Source organism: Rhizobium sp. L9, assembly GCF_002531885.1.
Taxonomy (GTDB): Bacteria; Pseudomonadota; Alphaproteobacteria; order Rhizobiales; family Rhizobiaceae; genus Rhizobium.
In genome coordinates this window covers 1-23,084 of record NZ_NWSZ01000049.1, presented here as the reverse complement: position 1 = coordinate 23,084, position 23,084 = coordinate 1, and the positions used below count along the sequence as shown (strand labels likewise).

Here is a 23,084-nt window from a genome sequence, read left to right as displayed (position 1 = left end):
CGATAGCGAAAGCCTGTTCGAGATGCGTGCTTCTCTATCGTCGCACAGGGCGTTTTCAGCATCTTGGGCCCTCTCACCGGTCTGAACAACTGTTTCAGCTTGATCATTTGAGGTTTTCGCAACCGAACGTGCTTGCCGTGGCTGGTCGGCAAGCCGTCGCTCGAACGATCATGGAATGCGATACTAAGTTTTCCGGAATCTGGATTCCAACTGGAATGCAGGAATACGATCGGTAGTAGCGTTTTTAGCTCGCATTTTACGCTGCATTTTCGAGTGGCACGTCGCTTGCTTCATTTCTCGTGCCGCCGATTCACCGAAACTCAGAAAGAGCCAACGCAAGCTCTATGGTGGTGCGAATTGCCCACTGCTCCCGCGCCCAGACGGCGCGGAACCGGCCTAAAAGCGGCATTAATCTTGGCGAAGGACAATTCAAATCCAAGGGAGAGTAAGATGAGCATCACACGCAGACATGTCATCGTTCAGGGTGGCGTCATTGCAGCAGGCCTGCTCGCCAGCGGCCTACCGGGGACAAAAGCCTTCGCGCAGATACCGTCAATCCCTTGGCGGCGCTCACTGCAGGGCTTGGCCTGGAACGACCCGATCATCGAGACCTATCGCGACGCAGTGCGCCTTCTCAACGCCCTTCCCGCCAGCGACAAATTCAACTGGGTCAACCTCTCGAAAATTCACGGCAGCGGTGACGTCGTCAAATACTGCCCGCATGGCAACTGGTATTTCCTGCCGTGGCACAGGGCCTATACGGCTATGTACGAGCGCATCGTTCGGCACGTGACCAAGAACAACGATTTCGCTATGCCGTTCTGGGACTGGACCGACAATCCGTACCTGCCCGAAGTGTTCACAATGCAAAAGACGCCCGACGGCAAGGACAATCCACTTTATGTTTCGTCGCGCACCTGGCCAATCACGCAGCCGATGCCGGACAATATAGTTGGGCCACAGGTTCTCAACACCATCCTAACGGCGAAGCCATACGAGGTCTTCGGCACCACCCGCCCCGAGGGACAGAACTCACTCGATCCTTCCTGGGTCACCACCAGCAGCGGCACGCAGGGGGCGCTGGAATACACACCGCACAATCAGGTGCACAACAATATCGGTGGCTGGATGCCGGAAATGTCGTCGCCCCGCGATCCGATCTTCTTCATGCATCATTGCAACATCGACCGCATCTGGGCGACCTGGAATTTGCGCAACGCCAACAGCACGGATCGACTCTGGGCCGACATGCCGTTCACCGACAATTTCTACGATGTCGACGGCAACTTCTGGTCCCCGAAGGTCTCTGACCTTTATGTTCCAGAGGAACTCGGATACAATTATGGTTTCCGGACCTACTTCAAGGTCGCGGCGGCGAGCGCCAAAACGCTGGCCCTGAACGATAAACTCACGTCCGTGATCGCGGCGACGGCGACCGATGCTGCAATCGCCGGCGTGACGACCACCTCCACGGACAACAGCAAGGCGGCAACGGAAAACGTGCCGCTTTCGCTGCCGATCAAGATCCCGGCGGGCGCATTGCAGGAGATCGTCCGCCAACCGCCTCTGCCATCCGGCATGGATACAATGGATTTTGGCGCGGCACAGGAGCAGGCGGCCTCCGCTCCTCGTGTGCTGGCATTCCTGCGCGATGTCGAGATCACCAGTGCCAGCACGACCAGCGTTCGGGTGTTTCTCGGCAAGAACGACCTTAAGGCCGATACGCCCGTCACCGATCCCCATTACGTCGGTTCTTTCGCCGTTCTCGGTCATGACGGCGACCATCATCGCAAACCATCCTTCGTCCTCGATCTGACGGACGCGATCCAGCGGGTTTACGGCGGAAGGGGGCAGACGGATGGCGAGGCCATCGACCTGCAGCTCATTCCTGTCGGATCGGGAGCGGGCAAACCCGGCGCCGTAGAGCCCGCAAAGCTAGAAATAGCCATAGTGTCCGCCTAACATCCGGACTGGCTGGGTTGTGGAGACATCGATGCGCTATCATCGTTGGGTGCTTATCGCTATTCGTGCGGCGGCATTATCGATGCTGCGCATCGTCAGCCCGGTTCAAGCTAACGAGAGCGACATGCGGGCAACGACCAGTAAGCCCGCGACGATAACCATATCGAGCAGAGCAGTCCACTCATCGGTTGATACCAGTGCGCGGGTCGTCCTTACTGTCACTGGTTATGAACCGTCGACTTCAGGACCAGTGACGACGGTCGTTTCGCTTGACTGCGGCAGTAACGTTCGCGAAATTGGTAGGTTTGGTATTTTTCCGAACAAGGCGTTTTCGGTATTGGACGGGGCAAAGCCTCAACGATTTGGGTTTCCCTTGCCCGATGACCCGTCTTGCCGTCAGCCACAGACCGTCATTATCCGGCTGGAGCCTCAAACAGGCGGCGGTTCGGGCGCCAGCATCACTATCAGCGACGCTAGCATTGAATAGATTGGCAGTCGGGGCTGATTTGCCGCTAGCTCCAGAACCTTGGCGGCAATGAAAGTCCGCCGGATAAAATAGAGGGTTTTGATAGGTTGTTGTGACAAAGGTCCAACGCGCAGCGCCTATCGTGGTCAACAGTTTACAGTCTTGCCGCTGCATTCGGCGACTGATGGTCGTCTGCAAGCAGGCAAAGGTTTTTGGCCGACCCGAGACTAGGCTCAAGATAAAGTCGCTCTTAAAGGCATTGAACCAACGACGCGTTCCTAGATCAGTAAAGTGACTCTTCAACCACTTCAGATGCTTGCGCGGAGGCTGTCCGAAAGCTGCATTGACTTCGCACGCGGTCCAAAACCGATTCAGACTGCGCGTTCAATTCAAAACTGAAGATTAGACGTGTGCTTTTAATGGCACTGGATTTGCAAGGACACGGGCGGCGTGCGGCCATAGGTATCGCTTCCATTCGTGATAGAGAGGCGCGGAGGTTAGTCTTGAAACGAAGAGATTTTTCGACTGTTGGGCTCACTGCTCTTCTCGCCGGGATCGTATTCCCGGCTTTTCCCAGCACCGGATTCAGTGAGCAGCGAAAGCCGTCCATCCCCGCACTCCCTGATCAGCGGAAACTTTGGAGTTGGATCAAAAGGCTCAACAGTTTCGGCCCCCGATTGACCGGCAGCCCGGCGCAAGCACGGGCAATCGATTATCTTGCTGGTGAGTTGAGAGGGATGGGCCTTGAGGTGAAGCGCGATCAACTCACGATGCGCCGGTGGATGCCACGAACCACCGCGTTCAAACTGTCAAATGGTGAAGTAATTGAGGTAGCGGCGCCGTTCCCGTATTCCGGGCTTACACCTCCCGGCGGTATCTCGGGTAAGATGGTTCTTTTCAACGGTCGGGTTCAGGCGTTTGAGAAAGCCCGCGGCAAAATTGCGGTGGTGACGGTAAAGCGTCGGGATCTGGCGGCATTCCTCGAACTGGTGACCAATCGACGCGGCAGCCTGCCGGAAGGCATAGACTTTCCCAAAGCCGTAACCACGCCGCTTATCACCGGTTTGCTTGGCGTACCGATCGACAAGGCGCGTGAAGCAGGGGTTTTAGCCGTCGTTTGCATTTTCGAAGGCGTCTCGGAAGTGCAGTTGAAGGGGCAGGTGCTGCCATTCACCACACCGTATTGGGGCTTACCTGCAATATGGGTGGCGCAATCTGAAGGAGAGCGGATCAAAGCCGCGAGCAAGCACGGTTTGAGCGGTCGCCTGACCTTGGATGGCACGTTGGAAGACGTTGCGACCGATACGATTTATGCGGTTTTGCCGGGCTGCAACCTGCTTGAGACAATCATCATCAACACCCACACCGATGGACCTAATGCGTGCGAAGAGAACGGCGGTGCTGGGGTACTCGCTCTGGCGCATTATTTCTCCTCGCTACCGAAATCTGCCCGCAACCGGAGCCTCGTCTTCGTACTCGTCACGGGTCATTTCCAGCTTCCCCAGTTCGGCCGCCACGGGAATCAGGCGACGGCGACCTGGCTCGAAATGCATCCAGAATTGTGGGACGGCAAACCCGGCCATGCTAAAGCCGTTGCAGGAGCTACGATTGAGCATCTTGGATGTACCGAGTGGCGAGATGACTTTGCAAAAGGGCACCCCGCGCCCACCGGGAAGCCGGAACTCGATTTGATCTATACCAGTAATAAGTCGATGAGTGACGTGTACATCGCTGCCGCACGCGGGCGCAAAAAGGTACGCGCGCTGATAGTCGCCCCAGCGGCGGCGCAGGTGATGTTGGGCGAAGGACAGCCATTATACGCATCAGGAATTCCGACGATATCAAGCTGTCCGATACCGGACTATCTTTGCCAGGTCTTGCCGGGCGGAGGCTTGGACCGGCTCGACCCTGATTACGCCTTTCAGCAAGTCGAAACCTTTGCCCGCACGGTCGACTTGCTCGACAGGATGCCGCGTGGTGAGATCGGAATCGTTCCGTTTAACCTGTCCACTGTTATCGGTGATCTGCTGTAAACCTGACCAACACTAACGCCAGCGAAAATGGCGGTGTCACGCGGTCGGCACTTTAACTGGCGCCGAGGATCATCTGGCTGTTCACGATAGTGCCGGGTCATAGCCGTCCCATCTGGGCACGCTTCGTCATGCATCAGATGACCGGCCTGCGTTTCCACATCGCGGCCTTCGAGGCTCTCGGCGGCGCTCCGCGGGAGTGCTTTGCGACCGGATGAAGACTGCCGTCATCGGTGAGCGTCAGACAGAAGGCATCGTCTATAACCGTGCCACCACCAGCCTTAGCCCCAACCAAAGCCACGCGGACGGCCGCTGAAACATCCTAGTTGGTGGGATCCCACACCGCAGGCGAATCCATCACCTCCTGTCCTCCGATAGTCTCCAACGAGCTGGGAGAAACTGCTGATCCAGGCTGAATGAAGACTTTGTGTGGCTTTCCCTGGCGACGAGCTTGCTGCCCCCTCTCCCGGCGTAGCTGGCTGACCCAGTGCTTGGCATAGACATTGCAGGGGATGAATGCGGCGGTAACTCGTTGGGGTCGGAAGTCGTCAAACTGCTTTCCTAGGCGTCGGCATTGCCTACCGAGCACCTCGCCAGACGGAAGCACGATCGATCTGGCACGTATGTATGCGTACGGGATCATAACCATAGAGGAGTTGAAACGATGGCGGATATTCTTACATCTCTAAACCCGCTCCGGTGGATTGAAGCGCCATCCACGGAACTGGACAGCCAAGTGACCCAAAGTCTATTCCCGATGTTCCAACGCTTGGCGGCAGCGGGCGCTGAAACCGCTAAAATTCTGCAGGTTGCCTTATTGCGCCGCGTGCAAGTCATGTGCGACACCCACTCTACCCGCCAGGGAAAGCTCTTTACTGAGGCCGAACGTCTTGCCGAGAGTCTACGCGAGGTGCACGGCAATGGGAATGGGCCACGCTTGGGCGGAATACCTGCGCGACGCTAGTGAGCGCGCCATATTGTGCATGGATCTTCTCCGACAGCGCGGCGACATCTTCCTCGAACATGAAGCGGCAGGCTGTCCGCCGGTTTTCTTCTGCGACTACGAGACAGTTATGGATGGAAACGATCTGCCCTTGAAATCCAATTACGTGTTACTTCGAATGATCCCGCCCCAAGGTGTTAACGTCGATGACACGAAGCGCCCCTTCATAATCATTTGCCCGCGCGCCGGACATAGTCCCGGCGTCGGTGGCCACAAAGAAGACAGCCAGGTCGGCGTGGCGTTCCGGGAAGGTCACCCGGTTTATTTGGTGTCCTTCCGCCGAGAGCCAGAGGGGGGGCAGTATCTCTCTAATGTCACGTATGCGGAAGCGGCCTTTGTTCGTGAGGTCATGCGCCTGCATCCGCTTGCCCGCCTTCCAGTCGTAGTCGGCAACTGCCAAGCTGGCTGGGCTACCCTTCTGATGGTTGCGACAAATCTCGACTTAGCTGGCCCGATCATCCTCAACGGATCGCCGGTGACACCTACCTCGGGAAATATCGGCGAAAATACCCTCCGCTACATGGCGGGCCTCTTCGGGGGAGCTTGGATAACCATGTTTTTGTCAGATCTGGGCGGAGGCATCTTCGACGGCGCCCATCTCGTACAGAATTTCGAAACGCTCAATCCCGAGCGCCAGTTATTCATGAAGTATGTCGAACTGTTCCGAGATGTGGATGCGGCGAGCGAAGCCTTCCTTAAGGCTGAGAAGTGGTGGGGCGGCTTCTGCCTGATGCGGGGAGACGAGATCCGCTGGATAGTTGAGCACCTCTTTGTTGGTAATCGACTGGCGCACAACAAGGCGTATGGGGAGCCGGACCGGCGGCATTTCGACCTTAAGAAGATCAGGGCGCCTATTATCATATTTGCCAGTCATGGCGACAATGTAACGCCGCCGCAGCAGGCGCTGAATTGGATCCCCGAAATCTATGACAACGAGGAGGAAATCCGCCTTCTCGGCCAGCACATTATTTATATGGTACACAACGACGTCGGTCACCTCGGTACATTCGTTTCCTCGAGAGTAATCAACAAAGAATACAATGAGGTTGCAAGCACGCTCGAGGCAATTGAGGCGTTGTTGCCTGGCCTTTACGAGATGCGCATCACGGACATTCAAGAAGATGCTGGACACAAGAGCTATAGTGTTGAACTGATCGAGCGCACCTTCGAGAATATCCGTGAGTTTAACGACGGCCATGACGATGGAGGTCCCTTCGCTGCCGTCGCCCGCGTCTCTGAACTGCAAGCGCAGATCTATCACACAGTTGCCCGCCCCTTTGTGCAGGCCGCGGTCACAGACATCTCAGCAGACGCCAGCCGAATGTTCCATCCAAAGCGGCTGGAGCGATCGCTGCTGTCTTCTCAGAATCCGATCATGGTTGGCTATAAGTCAATTTCAGAGCAGGTACGGAACTCCCGGGCGAACGCAGCAGCGGAAAATCCTTTCCTGGCTGCGGAAGCGCTCTATTTCAAGGCTGTCGAACAGGCGATCGTGGTCATGCGCGACTGGCGCGACATGGGTTATGAGCTCGCGTTTCACATGATCTGGAACAACCCTTGGCAGCGATATTTTGACAATCCCCACGAAGCATACCGCAAAGGGACGACACTTGACGATATGAGATGGCAGCCGGACATCGCCAATGCGCTCAGGAGGATCGCGATCGGCGGACTCGCCGATGCCATCATCCGTATGGTCGTACTCCTGGTGAGCGATCGTGGCGGGATCCGACGCGACCGCCTGGCGCGCTGGTCACGGGTGCTGACCGAGGACGAGCCCTTCCGCTCACTAAGCGCTGATCATTTGGCCGAAATCACTCGCGTGCAGACGGCTATCGTCACCTTTGAGCCGGAGCAAGCAATCGAGACGCTGCCGCTGTTGCTAACGGAACCGAGGCAACGGCAACTCGCTTATGCAGCCGCTTGCTATATCCCGGGCTCCAGGGCGGAGATGTCATCGAGTACTGTTGCCATGCTACAGCGCTTCGCGGACGTGCTTGGCCAGCCATCGATCGTCGATGTGATTGAGGATCCGCTGGCAGTGACATAGTTTGTTCGTAGAGTAGCGTCTCGATCTCACCGAATCACATAATTATTGGTTTTCGCTCGTTGGTCACGGAGGCGCTTGAAACAATTCCATCGCAAATCCAGCCAGGACCGCAGATCGGAAAATTGCCATTGGACATCCGTCCTTTACAACGCAACGATGCCGTAATCCGGTTCAGTGATCGGGCCGGCAGAGGGCGGATTGAAACTGTGGAGGAAGGCTCTCGTCATAGGGCTGGCGCTCGCTGCAAATCATCGTGATCGAACGCACTGGCCATACGGTTGATCTCGGCTGACCGCGCACCGACCGCCTTGGCGGTCTCGCGCCACCTTGCGGTGTCGCGACTTCCTTAATGATCGCGCGAGCCTCGGCGAGCGTTAGGGCGTAGAGCCCTGCAGGTTCTTCCAGCAGGTCAAGGGAGCAGGTGCCTTCATCAAGATCAATGTTTGTCGTCAGCGCGCGCGCCTTGACATCCGTAGGCACTGGATTGAGGTCATAGGCAGGGGACAACGACCAGCTGGCTTTATTGAGCCACAGAAAGCCGTGATTTTTCTCCCCAGCTCAGAGCTAGAGCGGGCTGCAGCGAGAAGCGGCCCGGGTCCTCGAGCCAGGCACGATCATACTCAAACACGATTGTTTCGGCACCACGGGCGCGATTGCTCCGGGCCAGATGGGACGTGTGCGGCCGTGAAGGTCGAGATGAACTTCGAAATCAGCCATCGCGTGACGATCCCGGTGATCGCCTTGGGTGAGCGTGCTTGGGCAACTCTGCATTGGCCAGAGACTGGCCGACGCTGTCGTCACCGATGTCGGCGACTTGGCTCAGCCCATCTAGCAGGCCGAGTGCCTGGAGGACGCCTGCATAGATGCCGATGCTGACATTGGTGTCGCCGGCCTCGATCTTTTGAAGCGTTGAGCGTGAGGTGAAGGCACGTTCGGCTACTACCGCCATAGGCAGGCGGCGACGTCGACGTGGATGTCTGCGCCCAGTTTGCGCAGCGCGCGCCGCACCCGGAGGGTTGTGAGGTGTCGGAATTTGTCACCTTCGCACTACAGATTGCACTAGATATGTAGCACGAAGGTTACAATTTTTCAAGAGAGATGGTCAGAGAGAAAAGTGGTTAGAATGGGAATTGCGGATAGCGCAAGTACGAGCCAGGCTGGCAGGCGAAGAAAGATGGCGGATCTTGAGGCGCTCAAGATCGATGCCGCCTCCGGACCGGAGGCGCGATCGGAACCACTATCGTCTGCTGATGCGGCTTTTGCCGATTGCCAAGCTGCACCCGGCCGTTAGTCGAACGGGTGCTCCTGGAAGATGCGGTGGTGTCGGTGACCGTGGACACCTCGTCGATCAGGGTCGCAACGTGGCTGGTTTTGAGAAATCGGCGGGCGGACATTGTCGGCCATCAGGACACCAATTGAACTAGGCCATTTGGACTAGAATTTCCACTTATGGCGCGCCAACCGATCGGTTCCTCATGGATCGGGAAGCCGACCTCTACACAGCGGGCTCAATCCTCGAGAATAGTTGCTAATGACCGCTCATCAGACAATCTGATTGAAAGTTCCCCGCGAAGCAGCCATATATTTAGCTCAAATTCATTAGTGCTACGTAGGACATTGATCATGGTAGATGTGGAGCTGCAGGTCGCTCGGCAAAATGCCTCTCTTCGAGTGCAAGTCGAAGAAAGGCTCAGACAGGCTATTGCGACGGGCAAGTTCAAGCCGGGGCAAAGGCTCGTCGAGCGCGAGCTTTGCGAAATGATCGGCGTGGGTCGCACGTCCGTCCGTGAAGCGCTTCGGCAGCTTGAGGCAGAGGGATTGATCACAAGCTTCCCCCACAAGGGTCCAGTTGTCAGTATCATAACCTATGAGGAGGCCGCTCAGCTCTACACCGTCCGCGCGCTGCTCGAGGGGTTTGCTGGTCAGCAGTTCGCCGAAAATGGAACGGCGGAAGATATTGCCACTTTGCAAGATGCCGTTAGAGAATTCGAAGCGTCGGCGGAAAGCGGCGTGGGACACAGGCTCATCGCTGCCAAAAACGCCTTCTATGACTGCTTGATGGATGGCAGCAAAAACGTCTTCGTCAGGCAAATGCTAACATCGCTGCACAACCGGATCAATCTTCTGCGCATGACTTCGATGACACAACCGGGGCGCCTCAAACATAGCATTGCAGAAATCAAAGAGATTGCCGAAGCGATCCAAAATCGCAACGGACCCAGGGCTGCGGCCGCTTGTAAGCACCACATTGATATGGCTGCGAAAGTCGCACTCGAGTACCTGCGCAACAACACCTCAGGCTGATGCCATAAGATTTTCCGAAAATTGACAGATTGTCTGATGCTGGAGGTGGCCGGGTGTAATTAAATCCTTCAGGCACGGTGCTTTTGACAACGCAACAACCTCTCTGGTGTCCATCGGACGATAAGATGGGTGCTGCTTGCACGTCATTTTAAGTGAGGTGATTGAAGAAGCGACGGCAAAATTGGCGTCGTAGCGAGGGCGCGCCGGCCCAAGCATGAATTTTCCGATTGACAGATTGTCTGATAGGTCGTTAACTACTCCTCACTAACGGAGGTAGCTGATTGTGCTTGCCTCACATTCGGGAGCGGGACGTTGTCACCACGAAAAAATCTGCGCGTCGCCTTTATTGGTCTCGGCGCAATGGGCGGGCCGATGGCACAACATCTGTTGTCGGCTCAATTCGAAGTCACTGGCTTTGATCTATCGGCCGAGGCTAGGGAAAGGTTCGCGGCCGTCGGCGGCGTTCCGGCAGAGACGGTAGCGGAAGCATTCAATGGGGCCGATGTTGCGGTTACCATGCTTCCCAACGGCAAGGTTGTTCAAGACGCGCTCTTCAAGGATGGGGCCTGGCAATCCCTGAGTGCTGACGCGCTTGTCATCGACATGAGCTCATCGGCGCCCAATGATACTCGTGAGCTCGCAGAGCGCTTGCATCAGAAGGGCTTGCGGCTGGTCGATGCTCCCGTGTCAGGCGGAGTGAAGCGAGCCGTCGAAGGCTCTCTTACTATCATGGCAGGCGGTGCTTCTGACGATATCGATCAAGCTGATCCCATCCTGTGCGCCATGGGCGGCCAGATTTTTAGGACAGGCCCGATCGGCTCAGGGCACGCCATGAAAGCCATCAACAATTTCGTATCGGGAGCCGGGGTTCTGGCAGCTATCGAAGGCGTTCTTCTTGGCCGAACGTTTGGTCTCGATCCTAGAACGATCGTCGATATTCTCAACTCGTCGTCTGGCAAGAACAACGCAACAGAAGTGAAGATGAAGCAGTTCATCCTCTCGGAGACTTTTGGCTCTGGTTTTGCTTTGGGGCTTATGGCGAAAGACATTAGGATTGCAGCGGACTTGTCGAAGGCGCTCAATCTCCAGCTGCCGACATTGGCCGGTACCGCTGATGCCTGGGATGCTGCTCGGCATGCTTTAGGCCCCGATGTCGACCATACGAAAATTGCGCAGTTCGTGAAAGATCAGGCCTGACCGCGAAAAACTACGCCAAACTGACAGTTGAAAATTGTCTGATAATCTGTCAAATATGATGAAGGGAGCGAAACCCAATGGCCACTTTGGACAGGAAAGATAAGGGGTCTAAGGCCGGCGAGCGAACAGCTCCATCGGAGCAGTTCAAGCGCGGACTTGCTACTCGTCGGCAGGTGATGGGGGACGCTTACGTTGATGCGGCCCTCGGAAAGGCGACCGACTTCACCTGGCCGATGCAGGAACTCGTCACCGAGTATTGTTGGGACAATATCTGGAACCGACCTGGCCTCGACCGTCGCGCTCGATCGATCCTCAACCTTGGAATGATAGCGGTTTTAAACCGACCGCACGAGCTCAGAGGCCACATCCGCGGCGCCATCAACAACGGTGTTACGAAACAGGAGATCCAGGAGATCTTCCTTCAGGTGGCTATCTACGTTGGTGTGCCAGCAGGCATCGACAGTTTCAGGCATGCCCAGGAAGAATTCACCGAAATGGGCATTTGAGAATGTGCTGTCCCGTGAGGGGGCATGTACAACATGCGCGGAGTTCTCAGCGCTTATCAACAAGGGAGGAGCCTAAAATGGCGATAGATCTCAAGAAATTCATAGAATTCGTGCGGGAGGATTTCGAGTTCAAGCGCGAAACTCGTTATCTTAACGGTATATTAAAATGCGATTTCCCTACCCGCAGTGTAGCGCTTCATTTCGAGGACGGTACGTTGCTAAAGGTGGAAGAGGCCGAATACGACGACGACAAGTGCACTATCGTCATACGCGGGACCGGTTCACAGTGGGAGGCGCTGCTTCAGCACAAACCCTTGCCGTTTTATCAGTGCTTGCAGTCATCAAACATCAAGCATGGCCTCTACCTTAGCAGTAACAACGAAACCTTCGCGTATCTGCCTGCTCTCAACCGCATGACCACCCTGATGCGCAATGCCCGTTCTGAAGGAGCAGCAGCATGACCAAGTTTGACCCCATTATCGGCCGTTATCTCTATCTCACCGTAGAAGGTATCGAGTACCGCGTCTATTACGAAGAAGCGGGCCAGGGGATTCCGCTTCTCGTCGGTCATACGGCAGGGTCCGACGGTCGCCAATACCGTCATATGCTTTGCGATTCCGACGTGACGAAAAATTTTCGCGTCATCGCGTTCGATCTGCCGTATCACGGCAAGTCCCTTCCCCCCTACGGCGTTCGCTGGTGGGAGAAGGAATACAACATGACCAAGAAGTTCATGATGGACTTCCAGCTCGAACTCTCAAAAGCGCTCGACCTAGACCGCCCCGTTTATTTGGGCAGCTCCATGGGCGGCCATCTCGCGATCGACCTGGCATCGAACTATCCGGACAACTTCCGCGCCACGATCTCGGTCGAAGGTGCGTTGCGCTCGGCGGCGGAGTACGTCGACGTCGGTATGGCTGGCATCCGCAGGGAGTTCGACAATCCAAACGTCAATCGCACCTCCATCGGTGCGGCGATGATGCTGAATATCTCACCGTACTCGCCAGAAGCGAATGTCCGTGAAATCCAGTGGGAATACAGCTGCGGTGGACCGGGAATCTTCGCGGGTGATCTTTATTACTACTACTACGACCACGATGTGTCGCCAGAAGAAGCCAGCAAAATCGATACGTCGAAATGTATGCTATACTTCCTCACGGGCGAATACGATCCAAACACGTCCCCGGCCGATACCAAGATTGCTGCAGACCTGGTCAAAGGCTCCAAGTTTTGGACAATGGAAAAGCTCGGACATTTTCCCGTTACTGAGGACTATAGCGAGTTCCGGAAGTATCTGTTGCCGATTCTTGAGGAGATCCAACAGTCATCAGCAGCCCGGTCTAAGGTTGCCTGATCCTTTTCTCGGGAGGAGAACTTCAATGAGGTGCATTCTGAATGTCACACTTGGGGCGCTGATCTCGGTTAGCGCCCTGGCGACAACCGCTTACGCGGATGGTGTCGATCAGCTACCGGCTACAGAAAAGAAGATCTATGAAACTGTAGATCCGCAGATTCCATTGGGGGCGAGCGCCTACAAAGACTTCAAGCCCAAAAAGGGTCCTCCGTGGAAGATCGGCTATGCAAGCAGCTACGCTGGCAACACCTGGCGAGCCGCAGCTCTCGATGCGGTCATGAGCGATCTTTTACCGCGATCAAAGGCTGCGGGCCTGGTGTCTGATGTCGTGGTCACCCAGTCGGATCTTAAAGACGCCGTTCAGATCCAGCAGATGCGTCAAATGGTGGACGAAGGCGTCGATGCAATCATCATCTGCTGCTCGAACGTCACGGCTCTTAATCAGACGATCGAATATGCCTACAAAGCCGGTGTGCCGGTGTTCTCATTTTCGGGCTACGTGACGTCGCCATACGCCATCAATGGCGCGGCCAATCACGCGCAGGGCGGTGCCGAGATGGCGACGTGGCTGGCGGAAAAAATAGGAAAGAAGGGCAATATCCTTCTCGTTTCTGGTATTCCCGGTTTCGCTTCTTCGGACAGCTTTGACAAAGCGGCTAAGGAAGCACTTGCTAAGTACCCCGACATAAAGATCGTCGGTGAAGTTGCAGGGAAGTGGACCGACCAGGTGGCCCAGGTCGAAGTTCAGAAGTTTCTTGCGACGAACCCGACGAAGATTGATGGGATCCTCACGCAGGGGGCCCAAGAGAACGGCGTTCTCAACGCAATGCTGCAGTCAGGTCGAGACATGATCCCGATTACTCTCGGGGGGGAAGCTTCCGCCGCGTGCTACTGGCGCAAGAACCCCGAGTTTGTGGACAGGAGTTTCCATATTTGGCCGCCGCGTCGCGAGATGCAACAGATGTGGGAGATCATGCTCCGCACATTGGAGGGACAAGGCCCTAAGGTTCAGTCCTTCCTTCGACCCGTCTTGCCTTACACCATCGATGAAGTCCGCGCGGCAATACCAGAAGATTGCGACTTGAACTCGACAGACTTCGTGGAGCCCAAGGCGGACGGGTGGTTTCCTGCTGCGATTGCTGCAGACTACTTCGAACGCCCGGCTGATCCCTGGAAGCCTGTGTCGAAGTGAAACTGTTCTGCCCGGTGGGTCTTGCCACCGGACAGAAGTTTCTCTTGTGGGAGGACCGCCTCGCGCGGCCGTTGGGATTAGAGGATCTCCGATGCAAAACCAAACTACGATCAAGTTGATCAATGTTGCCAAGTCTTTCGGCGAGACTAAGGCCTTAAAGAAGTGTGATTTTGAAGCCCGGGCCGGAGAAGTGCACGCCATCGTCGGAGAGAATGGAAGTGGCAAAAGCACGATGGCGAAGATCATGTCTGGAGTGTTGCACCCAGATTCCGGGAGCGTTTCGGTCCTTGGAGAAGAGATTTCGACTCCGACTGACGCCAAGCGCATCGGGCTGACAACGATCTTCCAGGAAGTGCTGGTGGCCGACGAGGCCAGTGTATTGGAAAACCTGTATGTCGGGCGCGACGGCATCTTCCGCTCGCAGGGCGGCAGTGGTCGGCGTACCGAGGCTGAGGAGATCCTGAAACGCCTCGTCGGCAAGCCCGTGGATCTCGATCAGAACGTTGGGGCATTGCCTCTGAGCGTCAAGCAATGGATAGTTATTGCGCGAGCGGTCTTGCGCAGGCCGAAGGTCCTCATCCTCGATGAATCGTCTGCGGCATTAGACCTCGATTCCACGATCCGCCTCCACGAGGAAATTGATCGTCTCCGTAGGGAAGGTGCGACCGTGCTGATCGTAACGCATCGGATCGCTGAACTTGTCCGCATCGCCGATCGAGCCACGATCCTTCGCGACGGCGTCACCATTGGTACGCTCGAGAAGCATGAAATAACTGAAGAGAACCTGCTTTCAATGATGACGCCCGCGGACCGAAACGCAAGCGACGCGAAGGCGTACGAATCAAAGCAAGTAGGCGCCGCCGCGCCGGCCGTGGTAGCGGTAAGAGACCTCGTTACTCACAGCGCGGCAGCGCCCTTCGATTTCGATCTACCGAAAGGAGCGATCATCGGTGTTGCAGGACTCGACGGGCAGGGGCAGGACGCTTTCGTACGCGCCGTTGCGGGTATCATCCAGCCTTTTGGTGGTAATGTCCAAGTCTGGTCATCCAGCACCGAGAGAATGAAAAAGGTCGCATCGCTCGAAGACGCTACCAAAGCAGGAATCTCGTATATTTCCGGCGACCGCAAGCGTGAAGGTATCTTCCCTCAGCAGAGCATCTTCGAAAATCTTGCCATCGGCGTCTATCGCAAGAACCTCGGTCCTCTTGGTATAATCAATAAGGCCGGCCTCAAACCCATGTTCAAACGCGAGGTGGATCGGCTCCGGATTAAGATTGGAAGTCCGGCGAACAAGATCACCTCACTGTCGGGCGGAAATCAGCAAAAAGTTTTGATCGGCCGTGCCTTTGCAAACGAACCGTCCGTCATCGTCCTTAACGATCCCGCTCGCGGTGTCGACCTCGGAACGAAGCGCGATCTCTACCGCGAACTGCGCCTGTTCACGGAGAAGGGTGGCAGCGTGATTTATCTATCAAGCGAAATCGAAGAGTTCATCGGCTTTGCGGACCGCGTCGACGTCTTCTTTGCTGGAAGGCTTTTCCGGTCGCTAGCAGGCGAGGACATAGCGGAAGAGCCAATCTTGGCCGCAATGTTTGGAAAATCGCCAAACGCCTCCATCGAGTTCGATCTGGAAAGGACTGCATGATGTCTGGAATCGCATTCCGTCAAATCACCCAGGACCGTTCCCTCTTCGTGCCGGCCGGCCTATTCATCGTCCTTTTGGTCGCCGTTGCCCTACGCGGACACGGGCTATTCACGAACAACGGCCTCGCAGGTGCAATCCTTGTCGCCACGCCCTTGATTCTAACGGCGCTTGCCCTCACCCCCATTGTCATGGCGGGTCGTGGAGCAGTGGACCTTTCAGTTGGCCCCTTGATGGGGTTCATCAACGTTACCCTTATTACCTGGCTTGTGGGTAACGGAATTACCAACCCTATCGCAGTGATAGTATGGGCAGTCGGCCTGGGAGCGGCATTCCAGCTACTCCAGGCGCTGGTTATCATTTATGTGCGTGTCGCTCCGATAATCGTTACGCTGTCGGGTTTTCTTGTCCTCTCCGGGTTGAACCTGATGGTGATGTCCCGACCGGGTGGAGTCGCGCCCGACTGGATGCTTAGCTGGGGGGCGGGGACCGACATCATGTCACCTGTTTTGCTGTTGCTGGTTGCAGCGTATGCATTATGGCTCCTTCTCAGGGGGACTATGTTTTACCGCAACCTTCGCATGACGGGTGCGGATGAGCGCATGGCGTATACGAGCGGCGTTCGAGTGGACGCAGTCCGCATCATCGCCCACGTTGTTGGTGGAGCATTCGCTGGACTTGCCGCCCTCAGCTACACGGCGCTGATCTCCTCTGGTGATCCGACGCAGGGCAGCACCTACACCCTTCAGGCTGTTACGGCCCTGGTTCTCGGAGGTGCGAGCCTCTCCGGTGGTCGTGGTGGAGCACTTGGATCTACGCTTGGCGCGATCAACATGTTCCTCATCTCCTATCTCCTCTCCACCTTCAACTTCGGCACGGTTTCGGGGTTCGTTACCCAGATGGCATTCGGCTTAATCCTCGTCGGATCACTTCTCGTGAACGTCTTTGTCATCAGTCGCCGCGCGGTTGTGTAAGGAGCAAGATAATGGTCGCGACAGTTATGAATTCCGAAATCAAATCGGCTCAGAAGTCTAACCCGCTCAAGGCTCATCGGAGCATCGTCATTGGCTTTGTTCTTCTGGCCTCTCTCTTAGCACTCGGTGCATTGCTGGTCCCCGGCTTCGTATCATCCCAAAACGCGCGTTCAATCCTTCTTCTCGCAGCGTTTCTGGGGCTTGCCTCCATTGGCCAGACCCTGTGCGCTCTGGTCGGTGCGCTCGATCTTTCGATACCATATATTATTGGAGGCGCGAACATCCTCCTTCCCAGCCTTATGGTCGCAGGTATTCCCGCTCCCCTCGCGATGCTGGTTGTCATGCTCCTCGGTGCGCTTGTCGGGGCCGCCAATGGCGCCCTGAGCTTCCGTCTCCAAGGGCAAGCGCTGATCATGTCGCTCGGAGTTGGCTTCGCGGCCGTCGGTGCGGTCCAGATCTACACCTCACTCGGCTCGGCGTTTGGTGGTACAGTGTTTGCTCCGGTACCCGAATGGCTGAGGAACATTTCGGCGTTCAACGGAAAGTTTTTCGGCCTGTCGCTGCCTCCGGTCATCGTGATCTGGGCTATCGTCGCCATCGCGCTTGGATGGTTCATGTACAACACCTGGTTTGGCCGCAGCATTTACGCCGTCGGCGGAAGCCGGACGGCGGCCGCCCGCCTCGGAATCTCCGAATTCAAGGTCTGGACCGTCATCCATAGCGTCAGCGGTGCCATGTCTGCAATCACGGGCATGCTGCTACTAGGGTTTTCCGGTGGTGGCTTCGTCGGCGTGGGCGACCCTTATCTTTTCACCACCGTAGCAGCGGTGGTGATTGGAGGGACGTCGCTTCTTGGTGGGGCGGGCGGCTATGGCGCGACAGTGCTCGGTGTTCTTGTCCTGACTGTACTGACCTCGCTTCTAGTTGGCCTCGGACTGAACTTTCCGGCGCAGCAGGCTGTCGTCGGTCTGCTCATCGTTCCGATGGTCGCGATATACGCACGGTCACCACACATTCGAAATCAGATATGATCAATGCATAGAAAGGAAGATCCATGGCAATCTCCAGCACCCTGCTAGGCCGTTTAAAGGACCAGACTCTCGTTCGCGAGCAGATGCTGGTTGGAGGAAAGTGGTCGAGCGAAGGGGTAAACGGCACACGCATCAACGTGCTAAACCCCTCCACGATGGACGTCCTTGCCTCTTTGCCTAGCGCTGGCCTTGCTGAAGTGCGAGCCTCTATCGATGCTGCAAAGGCTGCACAGAAGAAGTGGGCTAAGGTTTCGGCGAAGGAACGCTCGCTGATCATGCGGAAGTTCTACGAAGAGGTGGTAGCTAACGCTGAAGACCTGGCCGTAATTCTGACATCGGAAATGGGCAAGCCACTGGCGGAAGCGCGTGGCGAGATTGCTTACGGCGCTTCCTACATCGAATGGTTCGGTGAGGAAGCCAAGCGTGTCTATGGTGACACCATTCCAGGTCACCAGGCCGACAAGCGACTGCTTGTCATCAAGCAGCCGGTTGGCGTTGTGGCCGCCATCGCTCCTTGGAACTTTCCGTCGGCGATGGTGTGCCGCAAGATCGCGCCGGCGCTCGCGTCCGGCTGCGCGATCGTATTCAAGCCTGCTGCCGAGACTCCGTTATCGGCGCTTGCATTGGCGATCCTCGCGGAGCGTGCCGGAATACCCGATGGCTTGTTCAGCGTCCTCCCGACGGATAATGCAAGAATGTTTGGCGAGGAGGTCTGCTCCAACCCGGTCGTCAAGAAACTGACCTTCACCGGTTCGACCGAAGTTGGCCGTATCTTGATGGCGCAAGGCGCCCAGAAGATCATGAAGCTGAGCCTGGAACTCGGCGGCAATGCGCCGTTTATCGTTTTCGACGATGCAGATCTCGACCAGGCGGTCGAGGGGGCTATGCTTTCTAAGTTTCGTAACGCGGGTCAAACCTGCGTGTGCGCGAACCGTATTTACGTACAGAGCGGGATCCATGACAGGTTCGTCGAGAAGCTGGCAATGCGCGTGAGTGCCTTGCAGGTTCTTGACGGGTTTGAGAGCGGGGCGACGATCGGCCCGTTGATCAACGATGAAGCGGTAGCAAAGCTCTATGGTCATATCGATGACGCTGTGACCAAGGGTGCGACTGTCGTGGTTGGTGGTGACCGCGATGCTCGCGGAGGCACGTTCGTCCAACCAACGCTTCTCTCGGGTGCCACAAAGGATATGAAGGTTGCGCGTGAGGAAACCTTCGCGCCTCTGGCTCCGGTGTTCAAGTTCGATACTGTCGAGGAAGTCATCGAACTCGCGAACGATACGGAATTCGGCTTGGCAGCCTACTTTTTCGCCAACGACCTCAGGAACGTTTGGAAGGTCACAGAGGCGCTGGAATACGGCATGGTTGGCGTGAACACGGGTCTGATTTCCACCGAATTAGCGCCATTCGGCGGCGTCAAGCAATCCGGCTTCGGCCGAGAGGGCTCAAAGTACGGAATGGATGGCTTCTTATCCATGAAATACGTCTGCATGGGCGGGATCGGCGCATAGCGATCGCCCAAGGGTCGCTCGCCGACTGAACTTAAAGGGGGAGAGGTCTGTTGAATAGAGGCAGGACAGCAACATCCTCTCCGCCGGTTGCGAGGTCTCAAAAGGCTGGACTTTTCTAGAGGTTTCGCGGGAGCTGTCCTACGGATCTTCCCTTCCGACCCCTTCTGGGGCCGGCCTTGCAGACGAGATTTCTGCCTGTCTTTTCGATTGTCGATCCTTCCGCCAATGCCCTACAAGGTAAGTCTTTCCCAGATAGCTTGTAGCCTTCGAAGAGGTAACACGACATGAACGAGCTGTTGCACCGTGGCGTTGTCGTTTCAACGTATCGGAGTCCTGAGCAGGAGCATGATCACCACCCGATCGATGCACGCGTTCGTCCTGAAATCGATCAGGCCGACGATGCTGCACGTGCCAGCGTGGAGGGTCAAGCGAAAGCCATTCGCGTCAACCAGCGACGCGTCAAGGTGTAGTTGTCGGCGGCCGCACCCTCAGTGTCGGTTTGACGTAGCCGCCGATCTTCGCCGGCGCCAGGCCTTTATGGTAGATCCGGATGCGTCCGGGTCATCCAGACGTCAAACGCGTAATGCAGGAAGAGATTCGATAGGATCGGGCTGACCACGCCCCCTTGCGGGGTACCACGCATCCGCTCAATGACTTCTCCGTTCTTTTCCATAGGCGCGGTCAACCATCTTTCGATGTAGAGCAGAGCCCAGTTGCATTTAACGTCTTTTCTGACCGTCTTCAGCAAGAGATCATGCGGAAGATTGTCGAACAGCTTTGATGTCGGATTCCGGATCAATCATCTGCTTGACCACCATCTGCGCGATCCGATCACTGACCGCCGATTCCAGATCTTGTAGAGATTTCTCGCAAGGTCTTTGTCAAACATCTCCAGGGTCTCACCGTCCACCCGGCTGCACCACGGTTGGCTTTGACCGCTTTGTAAGCTTCGTACACTTGCCGCTTCTCAATCCGAAACGGCTTGTCTGTCGTACCTATCGAGTCATCCTGTTTCCGGTTGTTCCAAACAATACGACCACCTGATCCGATCCCTTTGCTCCGGCCCCATTACAGGGCCCTCAACGCTCATACGGATCGGTCCGCCCCAGTCTCCTGCATCGGTACTCTCGCCTTACGGTTTCTCCGCTTGGGCTTCTCCCTTGGCATCAGGAGCCTGGTTCCTGCAGTTCCGGGTGAAAGCCTGTGTCCAACACGCCCCCTCTACGCCGGTCGCCGCCCGCCCAATCATCAGGCACCCGGCGGACTTGTCCCAGGATGACGAAACAGTCCTGGTTTCGACGACGCTTATATTCATAACGGCGCGTCTTCGGAGGGTTCACTTTCGTTCGTCTTTCGGACACGCACCTGCTCGGATCTCGTCCGAACTCTTCATCCGGCGCTCACCACCACGGCTCTTTACCGCAGCAGCTCGGACTGGTTTGAGACCCGCTCCTGAAAGCCGATCCCGGAGGGCCATCCTCCATCATTCACGCAGCTTCACGTTACGGGGTTAGCTCACACTGAACTCCTTCCGTGCCTCTGCAGCACACTTTCGTCGTGAGCGTACGGTGAGCTGTTTTTGCTGATCGGCCAAATCAGGCGATGTTCTGGCATTAGAACCAGCATTAGTGCTGACATTAATACCAGAACGAAGAGGTTTCATGGCTCGCATAGAGATCATGTCCGGTACCGAGCGCAGACGGCGTTGGTCGGACGAGGCGAAGCTGAGGATACTTGCGGAAGCTGATGAGCCCGGTGCTCGCATTGGCGATGTGGCGCGCCGGCACGACATTCATCCGGGCCAGATCCGCTTGTGGCGGCAATCATTCAACTATGCCGATCGGCCGACGGTGTTCCTCCCGGTGGAAATCACGGAGGAGGTTGGCGTAAGCCAGCCGTCTACCGCAGCAACAAGGCCGACGATCGTTGAGATCTTGCTTCGAAACGGTCGGAGCTTGAAGGTTGCGGTTGACGTTGAGTTGAAGCTGCTTGGCCCGCTCGTCGCTTGCGTGGAGGCGGTATGATCGGCCCATCGGGGAATGTGAGGGTCTATCTGGCCTGCGGAGTGACCGATATGCGGCGTGGCATTGATGGTCTGTCCGCGCTGGTCGAGACGGTCGTGAGGGAGGCACCGGGCTCGGGCGCAATCTTCGGCTTTCGCGGAAAACGCGCGGACCGGATCAAGCTTCTTTGGTGGGATGGCCAGGGGTTCTGTCTGTTCTACAAGATTTTGGAGCGCGGATACTTTCCCTGGCCGACGGCGAAAGAGGGTGTAGCGCACCTGACGCAGGCGCAGCTTTCGATGCTCGTTGAGGGGATCGATTGGCGACGCCCGGCGTGGACTTCCGCTCCCGGCCGAACGGGATAAAAGCTATATTTTGCAGGGGCATGGGAAGCTTAACGCTGGTGCGTCAGAGGCAAATCGGCTAGTTTCGCGGATATGGAAACAGCGCCGCTGGACAGTCAGGACGAGCTCAATACTTTGCGCGCACTCGTCGCGGAACAGGCGGCAAAACTTGAGAGCCAGGAAGCCGAGGTCATCAAGCGAGACTCCATAATCGGGCTTCTTCGCGCGCAACTGGAGCTTCTCCGACATCGGCAACATGGCGCGTCTTCGGAAAAGATCGACAGGAAGATCGAGCAATTCGAGCTGATGTTGGAGGAGATCGAGGCCTCCCGGGCCGAGGCTGAACAGCGCTCCGGGAAACCGCCTCTGCCGGAGTTGGACGACGCATCCGAGAAGCCGAAGCGCAAGCCTCTACCCGATGATCTCACCACCGAAGAACTGGTCTATGCAGCTCCCTGCAATTGCCCGACCTGCGGTGGCACTTCGTTCCTGAAGGCGGCCGACAGAGTGGTCCAGGTGCTGGAGCACGTGCCGGCGTCGGTCAAGATTGTCCGGCATGTCGAGAAGCGCATGATCTGCAGGGAATGCGATACGACAGTGGCTGGCGAGATGCCGACCTTGCCGATCGAGCGCGGCAAACCCGGGCCGGGGCTGCTCGCCCACATCATGATCGCCAAATTCGACGATCACATTCCCCTCTACCGCCTGTCAGAGATGTACGACCGGTTGGGGATAGACATCTCCCGATCCGTAATGGCCGACTGGGTCGGCCGGGTATCTGCATTGCTGACACCACTTGTCCTGTTAATCAGGGCCCATATCGCCGCACTCGACCGAATACATACGGACGATACCCCGGTCGATGTTCTCGACCCCGGGCGGGGCAAGACAAAAACCGGCAGGGTCTGGGTCTACATCTTTGACGGCAGTGGCTATCAATCCGCCACTCCCGCAGCCATTGCCTATTACTACAGCCCCGACCGCAGGGGCGCACATCCGGCTGACACCTGGCAAGCTTCAGCGGCGTCATGCATGCCGACGGCTACGGGGGTTACAAGAAGCTCTATGGCAACCAGATCATTGAAGCCGCCTGCATGGCGCATGTGCGCCGCAAGTTCCATGATGTGATAAAGCTCAAGCCGTCTCCGATCGCTGAGGAAGCGCTGTCACGCATCGGCGCTCTCTACGATATCGAGAACCGTATCCGAGGCATGTCGGCTGACGAGCGGCGCACCCTGCGCCAACACCATGCCCGGCCTGTTCTGGACGAACTCAAGGCCTGGATCGAGGCGACACTCTCGACTTTGCCTCAGAAGCAGAGGCTGGCCGAGGCGATGCGATATGCCCTGTCGCGATGGGCAGCCTTGAGCGTCTACATCGACGATGGCCGTGTCGAAATCGACAACAACATCGCTGAACGAGCCATGCGTCCGCTTGGCGGACCTGAGTCATTGTGCACTCCCTCTTTAAGTATCTGTAAACATTGGAAGCGTCTCGGTGTCAGCAATGCGACAC

Annotated in this window: 18 protein-coding genes and 4 pseudogenes; 19 read left to right on the top strand and 3 right to left on the bottom strand. The window is 56.7% G+C overall.

The window, feature by feature from the left end; genetic code table 11:
* Positions 1-450 precede the first annotated feature (450 nt).
* The 5 genes and pseudogenes from CO660_RS31195 to CO660_RS31175 all read left to right on the top strand — a co-directional run bounded on the left by CO660_RS31195 (position 451) and on the right by CO660_RS31175 (position 7,511).
* A complete protein-coding gene (locus CO660_RS31195; RefSeq protein ID WP_029875549.1) occupies positions 451-1,962 on the top strand; it encodes a tyrosinase family protein in 1,512 nt (503 codons plus the stop codon).
* Positions 1,963-1,993: 31 nt separating this feature from the next.
* The gene (locus CO660_RS31190; protein WP_011053334.1) at positions 1,994-2,449 is read left to right on the top strand and encodes a hypothetical protein; all 456 of its coding nucleotides are present in this window, start codon (positions 1,994-1,996) and stop codon (positions 2,447-2,449) included.
* Positions 2,450-2,931: 482 nt separating this feature from the next.
* Positions 2,932-4,461, top strand: coding sequence for a hypothetical protein (locus CO660_RS31185; protein ID WP_064812014.1), 1,530 nt, complete (start codon positions 2,932-2,934; stop codon positions 4,459-4,461).
* A gap of 65 nt (positions 4,462-4,526) precedes the next feature.
* Positions 4,527-4,723, top strand: a pseudogene (locus tag CO660_RS34180) (IS21 family transposase); the annotation flags it as partial.
* Positions 4,724-5,384: 661 nt separating this feature from the next.
* Positions 5,385-7,511, top strand: coding sequence for a DUF3141 domain-containing protein (locus tag CO660_RS31175; protein WP_245421412.1), 2,127 nt, complete (start codon positions 5,385-5,387; stop codon positions 7,509-7,511).
* Positions 7,512-7,734: 223 nt separating this feature from the next.
* On the opposite strand, the pseudogene CO660_RS34595 reads toward CO660_RS31175, so the two are convergent.
* Positions 7,735-8,060: pseudogene (locus CO660_RS34595) on the bottom strand (HipA domain-containing protein); the annotation flags it as partial.
* Positions 8,061-8,220: 160 nt separating this feature from the next.
* Positions 8,221-8,460 carry a helix-turn-helix transcriptional regulator gene (locus CO660_RS31165; protein WP_008534330.1) on the bottom strand — a complete coding sequence of 80 codons (240 nt, stop codon included), beginning with the start codon at positions 8,458-8,460 and terminating at the stop codon, positions 8,221-8,223.
* A 674-nt stretch (positions 8,461-9,134) separates the two neighbouring features.
* On the opposite strand from CO660_RS31165, the gene CO660_RS31160 reads away from it, so the two are divergent.
* The 11 genes from CO660_RS31160 (at position 9,135) to CO660_RS31110 (ending at position 19,692) form a co-directional block, all read left to right on the top strand.
* Complete coding sequence (locus CO660_RS31160; protein WP_004668612.1) at positions 9,135-9,815, top strand: GntR family transcriptional regulator; 681 nt, start codon at positions 9,135-9,137, stop codon at positions 9,813-9,815.
* A gap of 312 nt (positions 9,816-10,127) precedes the next feature.
* On the top strand, positions 10,128-11,012 hold the full coding sequence (locus CO660_RS31155) for an NAD(P)-dependent oxidoreductase (protein ID WP_004668614.1): 885 nt from the start codon (positions 10,128-10,130) through the stop codon (positions 11,010-11,012).
* A gap of 77 nt (positions 11,013-11,089) precedes the next feature.
* Entirely contained in the window at positions 11,090-11,518 is a 429-nt protein-coding gene (locus CO660_RS31150; RefSeq protein WP_170964896.1) for a carboxymuconolactone decarboxylase family protein, read from the top strand.
* A 77-nt stretch (positions 11,519-11,595) separates the two neighbouring features.
* A complete protein-coding gene (locus tag CO660_RS31145) occupies positions 11,596-11,979 on the top strand; it encodes a hypothetical protein (protein ID WP_004668622.1) in 384 nt (127 codons plus the stop codon).
* Positions 11,976-12,872, top strand: coding sequence for an alpha/beta hydrolase (locus tag CO660_RS31140; protein ID WP_004668623.1), 897 nt, complete (start codon positions 11,976-11,978; stop codon positions 12,870-12,872). Before CO660_RS31145 ends, CO660_RS31140 begins: the two co-directional genes overlap by 4 nt.
* 25 nt (positions 12,873-12,897) lie before the next feature.
* Positions 12,898-14,064, top strand: a complete 1,167-nt coding sequence (locus CO660_RS31135; protein WP_008534334.1) for an ABC transporter substrate-binding protein — start codon at positions 12,898-12,900, stop codon at positions 14,062-14,064.
* A 91-nt stretch (positions 14,065-14,155) separates the two neighbouring features.
* Positions 14,156-15,709 carry a sugar ABC transporter ATP-binding protein gene (locus CO660_RS31130; protein WP_004668627.1) on the top strand — a complete coding sequence of 518 codons (1,554 nt, stop codon included), beginning with the start codon at positions 14,156-14,158 and terminating at the stop codon, positions 15,707-15,709.
* Positions 15,706-16,680 carry an ABC transporter permease gene (locus tag CO660_RS31125; RefSeq protein ID WP_008534336.1) on the top strand — a complete coding sequence of 325 codons (975 nt, stop codon included), beginning with the start codon at positions 15,706-15,708 and terminating at the stop codon, positions 16,678-16,680. Before CO660_RS31130 ends, CO660_RS31125 begins: the two co-directional genes overlap by 4 nt.
* A gap of 11 nt (positions 16,681-16,691) precedes the next feature.
* Entirely contained in the window at positions 16,692-17,711 is a 1,020-nt protein-coding gene (locus tag CO660_RS31120; RefSeq protein ID WP_004668632.1) for an ABC transporter permease, read from the top strand.
* Positions 17,712-17,734: 23 nt separating this feature from the next.
* A complete protein-coding gene (locus CO660_RS31115) occupies positions 17,735-19,222 on the top strand; it encodes an NAD-dependent succinate-semialdehyde dehydrogenase (protein WP_097584873.1) in 1,488 nt (495 codons plus the stop codon).
* Between the two features lie 284 nt (positions 19,223-19,506).
* Positions 19,507-19,692, top strand: a complete 186-nt coding sequence (locus CO660_RS31110; protein WP_004668636.1) for a hypothetical protein — start codon at positions 19,507-19,509, stop codon at positions 19,690-19,692.
* 68 nt (positions 19,693-19,760) lie between these two features.
* On the opposite strand, the pseudogene CO660_RS34590 reads toward CO660_RS31110, so the two are convergent.
* Positions 19,761-20,221 (bottom strand): annotated as a pseudogene (locus CO660_RS34590) (reverse transcriptase domain-containing protein); the annotation flags it as partial.
* A 662-nt stretch (positions 20,222-20,883) separates the two neighbouring features.
* Between CO660_RS34590 and CO660_RS31095 the strand changes: the two are divergent.
* The 3 genes and pseudogenes from CO660_RS31095 to CO660_RS31085 form a co-directional block, all read left to right on the top strand.
* On the top strand, positions 20,884-21,246 hold the full coding sequence (locus tag CO660_RS31095) for a transposase (RefSeq protein WP_029875542.1): 363 nt from the start codon (positions 20,884-20,886) through the stop codon (positions 21,244-21,246).
* Positions 21,243-21,590: an IS66 family insertion sequence element accessory protein TnpB gene (tnpB, locus tag CO660_RS31090; protein WP_009996986.1), complete on the top strand. Its 348-nt coding sequence runs from the start codon at positions 21,243-21,245 to the stop codon at positions 21,588-21,590. The genes CO660_RS31095 and tnpB overlap by 4 nt, the downstream gene beginning before the upstream one ends.
* 72 nt (positions 21,591-21,662) lie before the next feature.
* A pseudogene (locus CO660_RS31085) lies at positions 21,663-23,008 on the top strand (IS66-like element ISRel19 family transposase); the annotation flags it as partial.
* Positions 23,009-23,084 lie beyond the last annotated feature (76 nt).